General features: G+C 51.9%; 17 protein-coding genes. 11 read left to right on the forward strand and 6 right to left on the reverse strand.

Annotated elements, in window-relative coordinates:
* Positions 1–42 precede the first annotated feature (42 nt).
* Both U740_RS07525 and U740_RS07530 read right to left on the reverse strand, forming a co-directional pair.
* The gene (locus U740_RS07525) at positions 43–2,046 is read right to left on the reverse strand and encodes a TonB-dependent receptor (protein WP_036860028.1); all 2,004 of its coding nucleotides are present in this window, start codon (positions 2,044–2,046) and stop codon (positions 43–45) included.
* Positions 2,047–2,098: 52 nt separating this feature from the next.
* On the reverse strand, positions 2,099–2,377 hold the full coding sequence (locus U740_RS07530) for a hypothetical protein (RefSeq protein ID WP_036860029.1): 279 nt from the start codon (positions 2,375–2,377) through the stop codon (positions 2,099–2,101).
* A 127-nt stretch (positions 2,378–2,504) separates the two neighbouring features.
* On the opposite strand from U740_RS07530, the gene hisB reads away from it, so the two are divergent.
* The 6 genes from hisB to U740_RS07560 all read left to right on the forward strand — a co-directional run bounded on the left by hisB (position 2,505) and on the right by U740_RS07560 (position 8,129).
* Positions 2,505–3,098 carry an imidazoleglycerol-phosphate dehydratase HisB gene (gene hisB, locus U740_RS07535; protein ID WP_036860030.1) on the forward strand — a complete coding sequence of 198 codons (594 nt, stop codon included), beginning with the start codon at positions 2,505–2,507 and terminating at the stop codon, positions 3,096–3,098.
* A 14-nt stretch (positions 3,099–3,112) separates the two neighbouring features.
* The gene (gene hisH / locus U740_RS07540) at positions 3,113–3,766 is read left to right on the forward strand and encodes an imidazole glycerol phosphate synthase subunit HisH (protein WP_036860031.1); all 654 of its coding nucleotides are present in this window, start codon (positions 3,113–3,115) and stop codon (positions 3,764–3,766) included.
* Between the two features lie 79 nt (positions 3,767–3,845).
* Positions 3,846–4,574 carry a 1-(5-phosphoribosyl)-5-[(5-phosphoribosylamino)methylideneamino]imidazole-4-carboxamide isomerase gene (hisA, locus tag U740_RS07545; RefSeq protein WP_036860032.1) on the forward strand — a complete coding sequence of 243 codons (729 nt, stop codon included), beginning with the start codon at positions 3,846–3,848 and terminating at the stop codon, positions 4,572–4,574.
* Between the two features lie 101 nt (positions 4,575–4,675).
* The gene (locus U740_RS07550) at positions 4,676–6,376 is read left to right on the forward strand and encodes a DUF262 domain-containing protein (RefSeq protein ID WP_036860033.1); all 1,701 of its coding nucleotides are present in this window, start codon (positions 4,676–4,678) and stop codon (positions 6,374–6,376) included.
* A 245-nt stretch (positions 6,377–6,621) separates the two neighbouring features.
* Positions 6,622–7,410 (forward strand): glutamate racemase, encoded by a 789-nt coding sequence (murI, locus tag U740_RS07555; RefSeq protein ID WP_036860034.1) that lies wholly within the window; start codon positions 6,622–6,624, stop codon positions 7,408–7,410.
* A gap of 194 nt (positions 7,411–7,604) precedes the next feature.
* Entirely contained in the window at positions 7,605–8,129 is a 525-nt protein-coding gene (locus U740_RS07560; RefSeq protein WP_051921292.1) for a lecithin retinol acyltransferase family protein, read from the forward strand.
* Between the two features lie 5 nt (positions 8,130–8,134).
* Here U740_RS07560 and argF read toward each other — a convergent pair whose 3' ends face one another.
* Positions 8,135–9,058 carry an ornithine carbamoyltransferase gene (gene argF, locus U740_RS07565; RefSeq protein ID WP_036860035.1) on the reverse strand — a complete coding sequence of 308 codons (924 nt, stop codon included), beginning with the start codon at positions 9,056–9,058 and terminating at the stop codon, positions 8,135–8,137.
* A gap of 6 nt (positions 9,059–9,064) precedes the next feature.
* Positions 9,065–10,234, reverse strand: coding sequence for an acetylornithine transaminase (locus U740_RS07570; RefSeq protein ID WP_036860036.1), 1,170 nt, complete (start codon positions 10,232–10,234; stop codon positions 9,065–9,067).
* 253 nt (positions 10,235–10,487) lie between these two features.
* Here U740_RS07570 and grxD point away from each other — a divergent pair, with 253 nt between their 5' ends.
* The 3 genes from grxD (at position 10,488) to U740_RS07585 (ending at position 11,880) form a co-directional block, all read left to right on the forward strand.
* Positions 10,488–10,823 (forward strand): Grx4 family monothiol glutaredoxin, encoded by a 336-nt coding sequence (gene grxD, locus U740_RS07575; RefSeq protein WP_036860037.1) that lies wholly within the window; start codon positions 10,488–10,490, stop codon positions 10,821–10,823.
* Between the two features lie 162 nt (positions 10,824–10,985).
* On the forward strand, positions 10,986–11,591 hold the full coding sequence (locus U740_RS07580) for a peroxiredoxin (protein WP_036860038.1): 606 nt from the start codon (positions 10,986–10,988) through the stop codon (positions 11,589–11,591).
* A gap of 82 nt (positions 11,592–11,673) precedes the next feature.
* Positions 11,674–11,880: a SlyX family protein gene (locus U740_RS07585; protein WP_036860039.1), complete on the forward strand. Its 207-nt coding sequence runs from the start codon at positions 11,674–11,676 to the stop codon at positions 11,878–11,880.
* A gap of 74 nt (positions 11,881–11,954) precedes the next feature.
* Here U740_RS07585 and U740_RS07590 read toward each other — a convergent pair whose 3' ends face one another.
* Positions 11,955–14,225, reverse strand: coding sequence for an NADP-dependent malic enzyme (locus U740_RS07590; protein ID WP_036860040.1), 2,271 nt, complete (start codon positions 14,223–14,225; stop codon positions 11,955–11,957).
* Between the two features lie 393 nt (positions 14,226–14,618).
* On the opposite strand from U740_RS07590, the gene U740_RS07595 reads away from it, so the two are divergent.
* Positions 14,619–15,848, forward strand: coding sequence for an NAD(P)/FAD-dependent oxidoreductase (locus U740_RS07595; RefSeq protein ID WP_036860041.1), 1,230 nt, complete (start codon positions 14,619–14,621; stop codon positions 15,846–15,848).
* Positions 15,849–15,879: 31 nt separating this feature from the next.
* Entirely contained in the window at positions 15,880–16,200 is a 321-nt protein-coding gene (locus tag U740_RS07600; RefSeq protein ID WP_036860042.1) for a 2Fe-2S iron-sulfur cluster-binding protein, read from the forward strand.
* A 78-nt stretch (positions 16,201–16,278) separates the two neighbouring features.
* Here U740_RS07600 and U740_RS07605 read toward each other — a convergent pair whose 3' ends face one another.
* Complete coding sequence (locus U740_RS07605) at positions 16,279–16,596, reverse strand: hypothetical protein (protein ID WP_036860043.1); 318 nt, start codon at positions 16,594–16,596, stop codon at positions 16,279–16,281.
* Positions 16,597–16,631 lie beyond the last annotated feature (35 nt).

The following is a 16,631-nucleotide window of genomic DNA, read 5'->3' on the forward strand; positions in this document are numbered from 1 at the left end:
TGATTGTTTACCTGTACGCGATGTGTTGGTGCCGCTGCCGGATCAGAAGCTGTAGCGTACCCCCAGCTCAAGACTCAGGCGTCCCTCGGGAGCGAACTCCCGCAGAAAGGACGTGGAGTTACGGATTTCTTCATCCAGCAGGTTGTTGGCCTTGGCAAAAAACAGCCAGTCCCCGGCGGCAGTATCCACATGGTAGTTGAAGTGGGCATCCAGGCGGGTGTAGCTGTCGGTATCCTCTTCAAATTCACCGGCGTGGTTCTGTTTCTTGACGTCGGTGAGCCGGAAGCCGGTGTGCCAGTTGTAGGCCTGATAATCCAGTGCTATGCCATAACGCAGTGGCGGGATTCTTGGCACATCACCGCCTTTATCGAGCTTGGCACGCACGTAATCACCGAATATTTCCACCTGCCAGTTATCCTTGAATGGAACGACCAGTGAGGCTTCGGCACCCCTGAAGGTGGCATCCTGTTGCTGGAACTGATAGATATCCAGCTCCTCTTCCTCGTTTTCTTCGCCGGTATTTTTCTTGAAGATAAAATCATCAATTTTGTTGTAGAAAATACTCAGTTTCAGATCAACTGGCCCCTGGTAACGATAGCCCAGCTCAATATTGTGGCTGGTTTCCTCATCGAGATCCCTATCGCCGACATCAAAGCTCTGGCTGGCGAAGTGGGGACCATTGGACAACAGTTCCTCAACGACGGGAGCACGATCTGCGCGGCTCAGTGAGAGACTCAACGACTGCTCGTCGGTCACCTGCCAGAGGCTGCCCGCGGACAGGCTGTAAATGTTATGGCTGATTTTGGAACCGTTGTCCGGGTCTACGGTTTGCCGGTCAAAGCGGGCCCCGAGCTCATGGGTGAACTGGTTGTGAGTGGTCTCTCCAACCCAGAACAACCCACCCTGACGGATATCGGACTTGGGCACGAAGGCTTCATCGCCGATGGCTCCGAAGCGGCGATCTTCCAGTTGTGTACCGAAAGCGCCTTTCCAGCCGGCAATTTCCCGGTGTACCAGTTCCCCCCTGAATTCAAACGCTTCATTGAAGAATTTGGTGCCTTTTTCACCGCTTTCCAGTTCTATGTGCTCATAGTCGTTATAGCCGAGACGGAAGCGGCCCAGTTCGATACCGGGCAGGATGTTTGCCCATTCGCCCTTCAGGTCGATCCGGGTCTGTTCCATATCGATGCGAATCAATTCAACTTCTTCATCGTCATCGTGGTCATCTTCTTCGTGATGCCCGTGGGATCCCGGCGGTATGCCGTATTCATTGTTGATCTGGCTGAACGACATACCGATAAAACCTTCATCGCCTATCCAGGATAATCCTGCACTGAATGCGTCGGCCCGGGTGTCGGTATTTTCGATATAGCCACGGGTGCTTTCAGGCTCTTCACCGGGTTCCGGTTCCTGGGCATAACCCTGAACCTTGAGGTCATTGCTTTCCCGGTAAATACCATCCAGGTGCCACGCCCAGCTGCCGGCGCCACCATCCAGTTTGAACACGGTGCTGTCCTGGTCGCTGCCGGTGTTATGGCGATATTCCACGGCACCTTCAAGCTTCTCGGGCACCTTGTCGGGAATGCGGTTGTCGATGACATTGACCACGCCGCCGACCGCACCGCTGCCATAGCGCAGTGTGGCTGGTCCCCGCAGGATTTCGATACGTTCCGCCAGCAATGCTTCCGTGGTGATGGCGTGATCGCCACTCACGGTAGAGGCATCCATGGTGCCGAGACCATCCTGCAGGACGCGAACACGGTTATCGCTCTGACCGCGAATCACGGGTTTGCCAACCCCGGGGCCAAACCCCTGGTTGGTGACGCCGAGTTCATCCTTGAGGGATTCACCGATGGTTGCGGCGGCCTTGTTGCGCAGGTTTTCACCCGACAGAACACTGACGGACTGTTTTATTCCGGCAGAGTCCTCCTGTAGTGGTGAGGCAGAGATGATCACTTCATTGATTTCGTTGTGGTGCTGGCTTTGCGCCAGTGCAACACAGGGCAGACTGGACACGGCCAGTGCTACCATAAAAGGCGTTTTCATGGGTGTAATTCCTATAACTTAAACAGGTAAATTCAGAGCTTGAATTGTGTGTTCAGTGATAGGCGGGTGGGGCGCGACTGTTGCGCGGTGCACTGGGCTGGAGAAGGTGGGTCGAAGCCGGCGCTGCGACGATGCCGGCATTGACAAGCTGTAACAGAAAATCCGGTGACTGACTTTGCAGGGTGGCCAGTCCACCGCTGGCACTGTGGAGAATCTCACAGCTGACGGTGTGATTGTCCAGATGCACATGGGCGGCCGCCGTCTCGCTCAGCCACAGGGTAGTGACAGCCAACAGGCAGACGAGAAGAATGTTGGGGCTTCGCAAGCGCATAAAGGTCAGGCAGATAAGTGTAATAAACAGCCGGTGAGTGTAATGACTTCCTCCTGCTTATGGAAGGGTGGCGATGAGGGCCCTATAATGGGACGGCCCGATAACGGGACACAGGTTGGAGACGCAGATGGCGGAACGGAAAGCAATAGTCAAACGCGATACGCTGGAGACCCAGATTAGCGTTGAGGTAAATATCGACGGAACCGGGCAGGTCAATTTTGCCACCGGCATCCCGTTTCTCGAGCATATGCTGGACCAGATTGCCCGTCACGGTTTGATTGATATAACGGTAACAGCCGAAGGGGATACCCACATCGATGACCACCATACGGTGGAGGACATCGGCATCACCCTGGGGCAGGCATTCCAGCAGGCGCTGGGTGACAAGAAAGGCATTCGTCGCTATGGCCACGCCTATGTGCCACTGGACGAGGCGCTATCCAGAGTCGTGGTGGACTTCTCGGGTCGTCCGGGCCTGGAGATGTTTGTCGATTTTGCTCGCGCCCGAGTGGGTGATTTCGATGTGGACCTCAGTTACGAATTTTTCCAGGGCTTCGTTAACCACGCGGGCGTGACCCTGCATATCGACAACCTTCGCGGTCACAACGCCCACCATCAGATTGAAACCATCTTCAAGGCCTTTGGCCGCGCCGTGCGTATGGCAGTTGAGATGGATCCCAGAATGGCCGGAGTGATGCCTTCGACCAAGGGCACACTGTAAATAAAGAGCCGTCTATGACAGATTTTCGTACCCGTATCGCCGTGCTGGATTATGGCATGGGCAACCTTCATTCCGTTGCCAAGGCCCTTGAGTTGGTGGCTCCGCGGGCCGAGGTGATTATCACCTCTGATACTGAAGAGGCCGAGGACGCCGACCGGATTGTCTTTCCCGGTGTCGGTGCCATTCGCGACTGCATGGCTGAAATTCGGCGACTGGGTTTTGACCGGTTTGTGGCAAAAGCCGTGCAGGAAAAGCCCGTGCTCGGGATCTGTGTCGGTATGCAGGCGCTGCTGGAGCACAGCGAAGAGAATAATGGTGTTGATTGCCTGAACATTCTGCCGGGGGAAGTGCGCTTTTTTGGTCGCCATCTGCGGGATGAGAATGGTGAAAAACTGAAGGTTCCTCACATGGGTTGGGACCGGGTTCACCAGACCATCGACCATCCCATGTGGCACGGCATTGAACAGGATTGTCGGTTCTATTTCGTGCACAGCTATTACGTGGACGAAAGTCGCCCAGAGTTTGTGGCCGCGACCTGTGATTACTCGGTCAAGTTCGCCGCCGCGCTGGTTCACGACAACCTGTTTGCCGTGCAGTTTCACCCGGAAAAAAGTCACACGGCCGGGCTGCAACTGCTGAGCAACTTTGTCTCATGGCGGGGCGAATAATCGGGTCGGCATTCTTCCGGCCCGCAATGCCAGACAATCCTTAGTCAGAAAATCATTTATAAAAAAACAGGAATACATTGTGCTGATAATCCCCGCGATTGATTTAAAAGACGGTGAATGTGTGCGATTGCGCCAGGGTCGTATGGAGGACTCCACGGTATTTTCCGGCAGCCCGCTGGAAACCGCAGCCAGATGGGTGGATGCCGGTGCCCGGCGTTTGCATCTGGTGGATCTGAATGGCGCATTTGCCGGCGAACCGGTCAACGGCGAAGTCGTCACCGCCATTGCCAAAGCCTACCCGAACCTGCCGATCCAGATCGGTGGCGGTATTCGCAATGCTGAGACGATTGAGGCATATCTAAAGGCCGGTGTTCAGTACGTGATTATCGGCACCAAGGCCGTGAAAGAGCCGGAATTCGTGACCGACATGTGTAAACAGTTCCCCGGCCATATTATTGTCGGCCTCGATGCCAAAAATGGCCGTGTGGCTACCGACGGCTGGGCGGAAGTCACCGAAGTCCTGGCCGCCGATCTGGCCAAACGGTTCGAAGCGGACGGCGTCAGCGCCATTGTCTACACCGACATCGACCGCGACGGCATGATGCAGGGCGTTAACGTGGATGCCACCGTAGCGATGGCCCGAGCCTCATCCATTCCGGTAATTGCCTCCGGTGGCATTACCAATATGGACGATATCGTGGCACTCAATAAAGTGGCCGATCAGGGCATCCTCGGTGCCATCACCGGCCGTGCCATCTACGAAGGCACCCTGGACGTGGCCGAAGCTCAGCGGCTCTGCGACGGCTGATTGATCAAAAAATAATCGTTACGACCCCTTTAATTACATGCGCGATATACAAATGTTATATTTTAAAGTGCAAATTTTAAGAAATAGAATGGTGGGGAATAATGAAAATCGAATCCAAAGATACAGATATCGAGAGTTTGCTAGTAGGATCATATTTTCATATTCCTCGATTTCAGCGCCCATACTCTTGGGATGATGAGAATTTAAATGATTTTTGGGATGACGTCGTAGTTAATCAGTCCGATGATTACTTTATTGGATCAATGGTCGTTTATAAAAAAGATAAGCAGCAATTTGGTGTTGTCGATGGGCAGCAACGCTTAACAACCATAACTATATTGCTGTGCGTTATTAGAGATTATTTTCTGAAAGTTGGCTCTCAAGATCTTGCCGAGGGGGTACACCAGTTAATTGAAAGAAAGGATAGAAGCAATAAAAACGAATATGTCCTTAAAACAGAAACATCATTTCCGTACTTCCAAGAACATATCCAGAAATTCAATGACGAACTAGAATTGATCATAGATATCCAGCTAGAGGAACAGAATCTGAAAAATGCACATACCAGGTTCAATAAACTTGTTGGATCAGTTGTGAGTGCGATCGATCAGGATGCATCTATCAAGCCAGAGAATAAAAACGACCTTAAGGTCGAAAGGCTTGTGAGTTTGAGGGATGCAATCCTTAACTTAAATTTAATTTTTATAACGCTTGATAATGAAGATGATGCTTACCTGATATTTGAAACTCTCAATACGAGAGGAAAGGATTTGGCATTGACCGACTTAGTAAAAAACCATTTTTCTAAACACCTTAAGTCCAAGGGTGATGTGGACCACACGAAGCTAAAGTGGTCATCAATGCTAGAAACGATACATAACTCCTCGTCGGATATATCATCAGATAATTTCATATACCACTTCTGGGCATCTCGATACGAAGCGGTACCGTTAAAGAAATTATTTCCAAAAATTAAGAAAGATATCACCAAGTCGAAAGCGAGGGAGTATTTGGACGCGTTGGTGGCAGACTCAAAGATCTATCGATCTATTCATGAGGATAATTTTGAATGGACAAAGAATGAATATGAAGTCTCTAGCTCACTTTACGCTCTACAGTTGTTTAAGTTGTCTCAACCAACCCCTGCTACAATGTCTTTAGTGAGATCGTACAAAAACAACATAATTAAATATAAAAAACTCCGTGATGCGCTAAGTGTCATAGAGAAGTTTCATTTTGTATTTACGGCCATTACTTCATCACGGTCATCTGGCGGGATTTCAGCCATGTACTCGTCGTTTGCAATAAAATTGTTTAATTGCACTGATCCTCAAGCTGCATCAGACCTGATATCAGAGTTTGTTGTGAAGCTAAGGGATAAGCGCCCTTCTATTGACGAGTTCAAGGTTGCGTTTAAGGAAGTTATTTATACCAATACGAACTCGAAGCAGAAAAATCTTGTCAGGTATATATTAAAGAAGTTCTCTTTGTATTATTCGTATAAATATCCTGTCGATTTCGATGAGTTGACCATTGAGCACCTCTGTCCACAGGATAAAATCGGTCAAGATGATTGGCTGGAGTCATCAGTTGGGTGCTTGGGTAATTTAATATTTTTGGATCAGAAGATGAATGGCGAGTTAGATACCAAGAGCTTTTCTGGCAAAAAAAGGATTCTAAAAGAGAAAGGTTATTCTTTCAGCGAGTTTATCGCTAATTCGACCGATTGGACGACAGAACATGTTTTCGAGCATGCGGACAAAATGGCTGAAGTTGCGTACAACGAGATATGGAAAATATAACAAGGCTAGGCAAGCCGACCCGTTTTCACTGCATTTCGTTCCGTTCCAAACGGTCGGTTGCTGGCTGCGTTAGCTGTCCGAGATACCCCTGACTTGTAGACACTGAAAAGGGGTCTGAAAAAAAGGTCGGTGTAGATCTACTCCAGGTTTTAAAACCAGAAACTCTAAAGTAATTCAATCTTGGAAAGTTGTAGTGCTGCCCCAGTTTCTTTAACGTTCAGCTTTCAGTGTCGGTATTTAACGAGATGACCAATTCCAGCGCTATAGGCCTCTTTGATTCAGGCATTGGCGGGCTGTCAATTGCCCGAAAAGTCAGAGATTTGTTGCCGAGCGAAAACATCCTGTATGTTGCGGATTCACTTCATGCGCCCTACGGGGATAAAGCGGACAGCTTTCTGTTGGAACGAATGAGCGCTGTCACAGAGTTCCTGCTTTCCCGTGGTGCCAAGGCCGTTGTCGTGGCGTGCAATACGGCTACCACGTCGGCGATTGCCAAACTCAGGTGCCAATACCCGGTTCCGATTATCGGTGTTGAGCCGGGAATCAAACCCGCCGCACTCTGTTCCCGCACCGGTGTGATTGGTGTGTTGGCGACGCCGGGAACGCTGAAAACACATTCTTTTGTTAATTTGGCGGAGCGCTACGCAAGCGGAGTGAAAATTGAGCTCCAACCCTGCCCTGATCTGGCTGCTCAAATAGAATCATTGAGCTTTGACAGTGACAGGACGATTGCTCTGCTGAAACGTTACATTTCCCCACTTATTGAAAAAAAGGTCGATACTATTATTCTCGGCTGCACACACTACAACCATGTTTCCCATCTGATCGCCGAGTTAGCGGGGCCCGATGTCACCATCGTCAATACGGAAACAGCGGTGGCAAATCAGGTTGTTCGCAGGCTCACGGCCGAGGGATTACTTGCTGCGGGCAACCATGTGGGACGTGATGAGTTCTGGACAAGTGGCGTCCTTGATAGTTACCGCAACCAGATTGAAAAATTGTGGGGACCGGGTGAAAACGTCTTTCAGCTTTAGCCAGTTTGTCGCTGTTCCTTTGCCGGTTAGCACTTTTGCTGTTTGATGCGGGGAGCTGGCGATCTATCCGTTTATTCCCGTCGGCCATGAACGTCACGAACGTAATATCACGAACAGTAGCTGTGTCCTGTTAAGCTGCTATTATTTGGCAGTCTGTTATACGGGATTTTCTGAAGGGAAGCTGGACTTGGCCTATGGCACGCGGTGATCACATTTACGCTCTTCGCTTTGGTGGAATTTATGCCCACCACGGTATTGATGCGGGCGATGGTACGGTGATCCATTACACCAGTGATCACTGGGTGACGCCTCGTCAGGTGCGGCGTACCAGTATGGACAAGTTTGCCCGGGGTGACGAGATTCATGTACGAGATTACGAACAGTTTTTCGAGACGCTAAAAAGTGGCGATATTCTGGATCGCACGACCCGGGGCCTGAACCGTCTGATGGACAACTTTCGGGGGCTGAAAGCGGGCGAGCTGGATTTTTCAGAGGATGCGGTAATGCGGCGTGCCGAAAGCCGGTTGGGTGAGTTTGCCTTTGATCTGGTATTCAATAACTGTGAGCATTTCGCCACCTGGTGCAAAACTGGTATCAGCAACAGCGATCAGATTATTGATTTATGGCGTCAGGCGCTCACCGGCAGTGGCTTCATGAAGTACCGTGTTGGCGAAACCCTGACCAACCTTGTTGAGCTGCCTTGGAAGCTGTTTCGCTAGGGCCTCTACTTCGATTTGTTGGTCCTTTCATTGAGCAGGAATTCAATCAGCGCTTTCTGTGCATGCAGGCGATTTTCTGCTTCATCCCATACCACGGACCATTTTGATTCCAGCATGGTTTCGCTGATTTCCAGACCGCGATAGGCGGGCAGGCAGTGCATAAACAGGGCATCCGGCGCAGCTTTCTGCATGATGTCTTCATTGACCTGAAAGCCCTGGAAGGCACGTTCCCGGGATTTCTTTTCCTCTTCCTGGCCCATGGACGCCCAGGTATCGGTGACCACAAGATCCGCCCCGGTAATAGCCAACAGGGGATTGCGAACAATGGATACCCGGTCGCTGAATTTCTCCAGCAGTGCCGCATCGGGTTCGTACCCTTCGGGGCAGGCGATGACCAGTTCAAAATCCAGTCTGTCCGCAGCATTGATATAGGACTGACACATATTGTTGCCGTCGCCGACCCAGGCCACTCGCTTGCCGGCAATGCTGCCCCGGTGTTCCAGGTAGGTCTGCATATCCGCCAGTAACTGGCAGGGATGAAAATCATCGGTCAGGGCGTTGATGACAGGTACCGAGGAGTTTTCAGCAAAGGTGATAATGCGGTCGTGGCCAAAGGTGCGAATCATAATGATATCCACCATTCTTGAGATCACCTTGGCGGAATCTTCAACCGGTTCACCGCGTCCCAGTTGTGTATCGTTGGGCGACAGGAACAGTGCGCTGCCCCCCAACTGGGCCATACCGGCTTCAAAGGAAACCCGGGTACGAGTGGAGGACTTCTCAAAAATCATGGCCATGACTTTGCCGGAGAACGGATGGTCATCCGTGCCTTTTTGGCGTTGAACCTTTAGCTCTGTCGCCCTTTGCAGGATTGCTTTCAACTCGTCTCTGGAAAGATCCTGCAAAGTGAGGAAGTGTCTTATGGCCATAATTGGTTACCCCCGGGTGATCAGTTCACCCAGTATTTGTACGAGTTGATCTGCTTCGTCCTCGCTGATAATCAGCGTTGGCAGCAATCTGATGACGGACTGGGCGGTGACATTGATCAGCAGGGCTTTCGCGGCGGCTTCTGCGACCATTTCAGGGCAGGGTTCGCTCATCTCAATGGCCAGCATGAGTCCCTGGCCTCGTACCTCCACGACCCTGGGGTGGTCGGCAAGGCGCTCGACGAGACGCTGCTTTATATAATTGCCCATGGTGGCGGCCCGCTGGCAGAGGTTTTCGTCGAGGATTGTACTGACGGTGGCCAATGCCGCTGCGCATGCCAGGGGATTACCCCCGAAGGTGGTGCCGTGACTACCGGGTTGCATCAGGTCAGCTGCTTTGTTGCCGGCCAGACAGGCACCGATGGGTACCCCGTTGCCCAGCCCTTTGGCCGTTGTCACCACATCGGGCAGCAGGTTGGCGTGCTGGTAATTAAAGTATTGCCCGGTTCGCCCATTGCCGGTCTGGATTTCGTCCAGCATCAGCAGCCAGTCATATTGGTCACAGATGTCCCGCAACCCGGGTAAATAATTGTCTGCAGGAACCCGTATGCCGCCTTCCCCCTGGATGGGTTCGACCAGAATGGCCACCACATTGCGATTATTTTTGGCAATGGTATGCAGCGAATCCAGGTCGTTGTGAGGTGCCCGTACAAACCCGCCCACCAGTGGTTCAAAACCTGCCTGTACCTTGCGGTTGCCGGTGGCGGAGAGTGTTGCCATGGTGCGTCCGTGAAAAGCGTTTTCCATGACAATAATAGTGGGCTGATCCACCCCTTTGCTGTGGCCAAACAGGCGTGCCAGTTTGATGGCGGCTTCATTGGCCTCGGCCCCGGAATTACAAAAAAACAGTTTGCTCAGACCGGATATGCTGCGCAACTGTTCGGCCAGTGCTTCCTGCACGGGGATGTTGTAGAGATTTGAACAATGAACCAGCGTGGCTGCCTGTTCCGCTATGGCCCTGGTTACTACCGGATGTGCGTGACCCAGTCCACAGACGGCAATACCGGAAATGGCATCCAGATAACGGCGGTCCTGGTCATCCCAGACCCAGGACCCTTGACCCCGGGTAAGGGTAATTTTTCTGGTACCATAATTGTTCATTAATGCGTCACTGGTCATGATCTCTTCCAAAACAAAAAAAGGCAGACGCGAGTTGCGCTGCCCTGGAGCAGGGATATTATAGTGGTTTTGCCCTGTTCGCAACGATCTGCATTGTTGCTATCTCTAAGCTACGAGACCATTTGTAGATTGCTTGGGGTAAAATGTTTTTTCGGGCAGGTGGTTTTAGATTGATGGACAGTGGAGTAAAATAGTTGACTGTAATAGTCGGCTATTTTTTATTGCCCCCAATTTCAGTCAGAGGTTTATATCAATGGATATTATGGAAACCATTCGTGAGCAGGTGGAAGGGAACCCCGTCATTTTATACATGAAAGGCTCCCCCAATCAGCCACAATGCGGCTTTTCTGCCCGCACGGTTGAGGCATTGATGGCTTGCGGTGAGCGCTTTGCCTATGTCGATATTCTGGAAAACCCGGACATCCGTGCTAATCTGCCAAAATACGCCAACTGGCCTACCTTTCCCCAGCTCTGGGTTAATGGTGAGCTGATTGGTGGTTGCGACATCATTGCTGACATGCACCAGAAAGGTGAATTGGCTCCGCTGGTACAGGATGCCGCCCAGAGTGGACAGAAAGCTGCAGAGTAGGCAAAGGCCCGATCATTAAACAGGGCTTATGGCGCTTATAGCTAATTACAATGTGACACAAAAAACTGATTGTGTAAGATTGAGATAAGAGTTTCGAGCACGGGCTGCGACAGGTAGCCCCTACATTCCTTCAGAAAAACAGACCATTTAAGGAGTTAGATCATGGGTGTATTAGTAGGTAAAGCAGCACCGGATTTTACGGCTGGTGCAGTACTGGGTAACGGTGAAATCGTTGATGCGTTTACGCTGTCAGACAACATCAAGGGCAAGAAAGCCGTCGTGTTTTTCTATCCGCTCGATTTTACCTTTGTTTGCCCATCAGAGCTGATTGCATTTGACCACCGCCTGAATGAGTTCAAAAAACGCGGTGTGGAAGTTATCGGTGTCTCCATTGATTCGGTATTTACCCACAATGCCTGGAGAAATACACCCGTAGATGCAGGCGGTATCGGCCAGGTTAAATATCCGCTGGTAGCCGACGTCAAGCACGAAATCTGCCGGGCCTACGATGTTGAATTTGATGAAGCTGGCGTTGCTTTCCGTGGCTCTTTCCTGATCGATGAGGACGGCGTTGTGCGCCATCAGATCGTCAATGACCTCCCGCTGGGTCGCGATATCGATGAAATGCTGCGTATTGTCGACGCGCTGTCTTTCCACCAGAAACACGGTGAAGTTTGCCCCGCCGGCTGGAAAGAAGGTGACAAGGGTATGGATGCTTCACCCACTGGTGTGGCTTCCTATCTTGCCGAAAATTCAGACAAGCTCTGATACGCAAGTCGTCTCTGGAAAAACCGCAGAAGGTGACTTCTGCGGTTTTTTTTGGCTCATTAGATAATAGAGGGCTTGGGTGATGGATGAAGATCGTCTGGTGGAGATCGAAACCAGGTTGGCCTTTCAGGAGGACACCCTGCAGCAGTTAAACGATGTGATTTGCCGACAACAGGATCAGATCGACCGGTTGGCTGCCAGCGCTGAAGCATTGCGCGGGCAACTAGGCGAGATCGCTGCCAAGTTGCCAGATGAAGAGGGCGAAGACGAGAAGCCACCACACTACTAGTTGGTGTGGATCAGTGCTGTTTGCAGTCATTAAAAAACGCGGCTTCTGCCGCGTTTTTTAGGGTGTGGAGTTTATCACTCGGGTTTGGAAGTGATGTCCGCCCCGATTAATGCTGTCATGTTCAGAATGCCTCGTCCAGAGACAGACGGAATCAGGATATGGGCCGGTTTGTCGAAGCCGAACAGGAAGGGTCCAACCAATCGGGCATTGGTCAGTGAGCGCAACAGGCCAAGGGTGATACTGGCCGCATCCATATTGGGCATGATGAGTACATTGGCCTGACCCTGCAGGTTGGCATTCTGGTAAGTTTTGCCGCGCAGGGTTTCGTTCATGGCGGACATGGCGTGCATTTCGCCCTCGATCTGGACATCGGGCAATTGCTCGCGCAATTGCTCGGCTGCCCGTTTCATCTTGTGGGCAGAGTGGTCATCGTAAGTGCCGAAGTTGGAGTGCGAGAGCAGGGCCACTTTTGGCGCTATACCAAAACCTTTGACGAAGTTGATGGTGTTCAGTGCGGTGGCGACGATCTGTTCTTCGGTGGGGTCCACATTGACGAATGGATCGGCAAGGAACAGAGGCCCATCCTCCATCAATAGCACACAGACCGATGACATTTCAGTGGTGCTGCTCTGGGGCAGGATGCTGCTGATGTCTTTCAGGTGCTTGTCGAAACGACCGACTTTGCCGCATATCAACCCATCGGCATCACCGAGAGCGACCATAATTGCCGCCAGCGCTGTGTTGTTGGTGTGCACTGTGTTTTGGGCGGCTTCCACGGAAACGCCGGATCGTCCCACGCGCTGGTGGTAGAACTGCCAGTAGTTCTGGTGGTGATCCCCTTCTTCCGGATTGAAAATCTCGATGTCGGTGCCGATCTTGATACGCAACCCCATGTCCTGGATTTTGCGCTCGATCACGCTGGGGCGACCGATCAGGATTGGCTTGGCAACTTTCTCATCCACAATACCCTGCATTGCGCGCAACACGTCGTCGTTCTCTCCCTCGGCATAGGCAATGCGCGATGGTTGGCGGCGGGCCAGTTCTATCATTGGTTGCATGAACAGGCGGCTGCGACTCACATAAGAGTGGAGTTTGTTGCGGTAGGCCTCCATATCCTCGATAGGACGGGTGGCGACGCCGCTTTCCATGGCAGCTTTGACAACCGCCAAAGGGACTTCCTCGATCAGGCGCGGGTCGAAGGGTTTTGGAATCAGGTATTCCGGGCCGAATTTCAATACTTCATCGGCGTAGGCTTCTGCTACGGCTTCCGAGGGTTCGCGGTGAACCAGATCGGCGATGGCTTTTACACAGGCCTGTTTCATAGCGTCATTGATGACGGTGGCGCCGCAGTCGAGCGCGCCGCGGAAAATGAACGGAAAGCAGAGTACGTTATTGACCTGATTGGGGTAGTCGGAGCGGCCGGTGGCCAGGATGGCATCCGGGCGGGCGGCCTTGGCGATTTCCGGCATGATCTCGGGGGTGGGGTTGGACATGGCGAGAATCAACGGGTTGGGTGCCATTTTCTTTACCATGTCGACCTTGAGAATACCGGGGCCGGACAGGCCCAAAAACAGGTCTGCACCGTCGATGGCATCGTCCAGGGTGCGGTCTTCGGTCTCCACCGCATAGCTTTCTTTCCAGGGGTTCATCCCTTCTGCACGGCCTTTGTAGATGACCCCGTTGCGGTCGATCATTCGAATATTGGCTTTTTGCAATCCCATGCTGACCAGCAAATCCACGCAGGCGATGCTGGCTGCTCCGGCACCGGTCACCACCAGTTTGATGTCTTCAATCTTCTTGTTGACGATCCTGAGTCCGTTGTAGACCGCTGCGGCTGAAACAATGGCCGTGCCGTGTTGATCGTCGTGAAAAACCGGGATATTCATGCGTTCCCTGAGTTTTCGCTCCACCAGAAAGCACTCGGGAGCCTTGATATCCTCAAGATTGATGCCGCCGAAGGTGGGTTCCAGCGAGGCAATGGTATCCACCAGTTTGTCCACATCGGTTTCATCAATTTCAATATCAAACACGTCGATATTGGCAAATTTCTTGAACAGAACCGCCTTGCCTTCCATCACGGGTTTGGCGGCCAGTGGACCAATATCGCCCAATCCCAGCACAGCGGTGCCATTCGTAATGACAGCCACCAGGTTGCCCCGAGCTGTGACATTCGCCACTTCCGTGGGGTTTTTTACAATGGCCCCACAGGCATAGGCAACACCCGGAGAATAGGCCTGAGAAAGGTCGCGCTTGTTGGCGAGTGGTTTGGTTGGGCGAATTTCTATTTTTCCCGGAACGGGGTGGGTGTGGTAACGCAGGGCACTTTCTTTGAATGAGTCAGCCATTTTTCTCTCGGTTTAAATCGTTATAAGGGGCCGGGCAGGGCAGCTATTCTAACGCCAATGGTAATGAAATTACCATGCGTTCTGCCGTCGTCGCAGGCGTCCAAATTTTGTGTAGTCTAGATACATGATTTTGGTGTTTCAAGCGAAACATGTCTCGTCTTTGGTAAAAGTTTTTATGAGGATTTGGCCTTAAATGTTAATTATGGATGGGATAACAAGGCGTAATATCTTTCTCTGTAAGTTGCTCAGTTTGTAGTTTTTCTACATTATGGCAGTTTTTTTTCTGGCTAATCTCCCTGGGCGGCCCCCGGTGGCTTTATTGGCGTTGTTTGCAGGGAGGCTCTTGCCAATGCTTCCGTCGACTAAGGATAATGTGTTCCTTTGGTCGGAGCGATGAGCAGCATGCAGAGACGGGTGGTTATTGTCGGAACAGGTCATGCTGCGGCTCAACTTGCGTCGAGCCTTCGTCAGCAGAACTGGCAGGGGGAGATTCTGCTGGTGGGAGAGGAGTCTCAGGCTCCCTACCAACGCCCGCCGCTTTCGAAAGACTATCTTGCGGGCGAGCGAGCGGCCGATAATATCCTGATTCGTCCTGCTGCCGCCTATGCCAGCCATGGTGTCGATCTGTTGACCGGGCGTCGTGTGCTGAGTATTGACCGGACAGCAAAAATGGTCGCTCTGGAAGATGGGCAACAATTGAGCTATCAAAAGCTGGCCCTTTGTACCGGCGCGCGTGCCAGGCCAGCCAGCATCAGGGGTGTTGGCAGCCCGGGTGTGTTTTACCTGCGGACCCTTGCTGATGTGGACGGCATTCGTGCCAATATCTCACCGGGTAAAAGCGCGGTCATAATCGGTGGGGGTTATATTGGTCTGGAAGCCGCTGCGGTATTGCGCGGCCTGGGGATGGCCGTGACGCTGCTTGAACTAGAGGCGCGTGTTCTTTCCAGAGTTTGTGCGTCAGAGGTATCCACTTTTTATGCCGAGGTACATCGTGAGGAGGGTGTGGATATCCACACGGGTGTCGAGGTGCTGTCCATAGAAAATGGAGATGGAATCAGAGTGGTGGTCTGTGCCGATGGCAGTCGTTTTCCTGCGGACCTGATCATTATCGGTGTAGGTGTTACACCCAATGTGGAGTTGGCTGAAGCCTGCGGGCTGGCGATAGATAATGGTATTCTGGTCGACGAGTTCGCTCGGACATCCGATCCGGACATTGTTGCCGCTGGCGATTGCACCAATCACCCGAACGAGCTGCTGGGACGCCGTGTACGCCTTGAGTCCGTTCCCAATGCGGTCGAACAGGCAAAAACAGCGGCGGGGACACTCTGTGATCGACCTGTTCCGTACCAAAGTTATCCCTGGTTCTGGTCCGATCAATACGATTTGAAGTTGCAGATTGCCGGTCTGAGTGAAGGTTACGATCAGGTGGTCCTGCGGGGCGGCAAAGATCGGCAGAGAGGCTTTGTTGCCTGGTATCTCCGTGGTGGCCGGCTGTTGGCGGCAGATTGTATCAACCGGCCAAAAGAGTTTATGGTTGCCAGGCAACTGTTGGTCAGAGGACTTGCTGTGGACCCTGTCGCGCTGGCTGATGAAACCATTGATCCTAAAAACTGGCTGAGCTGATTGGCCGCAATAGATAAATAGAGGTTGTTATATGCCGTTGATTCATTACGTTGAGGCGAATGGTGCAGAGTACGAGGCTGAGGTGCCGGTGGGGCAATCTGTTATGCAGGGTGCCGTCGATAATATGATTGATGGCATTCTTGGAGAGTGTGGCGGTGTGTGCAGTTGTGCGACCTGTCATTGTTATGTCGACGAGGACTGGTTTGATAAAGTAGGCCCGCCCGAAGGCAGTGAGCAGTTGATGCTTGAGATGGTACCGGCCCCAGAGCCAACCAGCCGTCTGAGCTGTCAGATCAAGGTTACGGCTGAGTTGGATGGCCTGGTAGTAAGATTGCCGGTTTCCCAGTATTAGGTGTGGACCGGGCAGTTGTAATCAATGCCCCTTCAACCCCGTGGCGACCTGTGCCCGGGGTTCTATCTCTCCTAAAGCCTAAAGCCCCTTGAACCAGTCCTGAAAGTAGCTGCCTACATAGGGTATCTCGGTTTCCTTGTCGGTGATGGCACCCACAAGACTGATTATCCAGGCCACCAGCACCAGTATTGCCCAGATCATCACCAGTGAGTTGTGAATCATACTGAACACTATGTTGCCGACAAACCCGCAAATCATGATGCCGAGATACTGGCGAATATAGAAGGATGCATAACTGTCGCGTTTTTGCATGTTGAGAACCAATGCAACAATCCAGCCGATCAGGGTAATGTGCGCGATAATTGCCTTGGCCTTGCCGCTTATCTTGTCGCTCATAATGTCTGTCCCTTAGTGATGTTTGTGATGGTTTT

Origin of the sequence: Porticoccus hydrocarbonoclasticus MCTG13d, assembly GCF_000744735.1 — a bacterium.
Classification (GTDB): Bacteria; Pseudomonadota; Gammaproteobacteria; order Pseudomonadales; family Porticoccaceae; genus Porticoccus; species Porticoccus hydrocarbonoclasticus.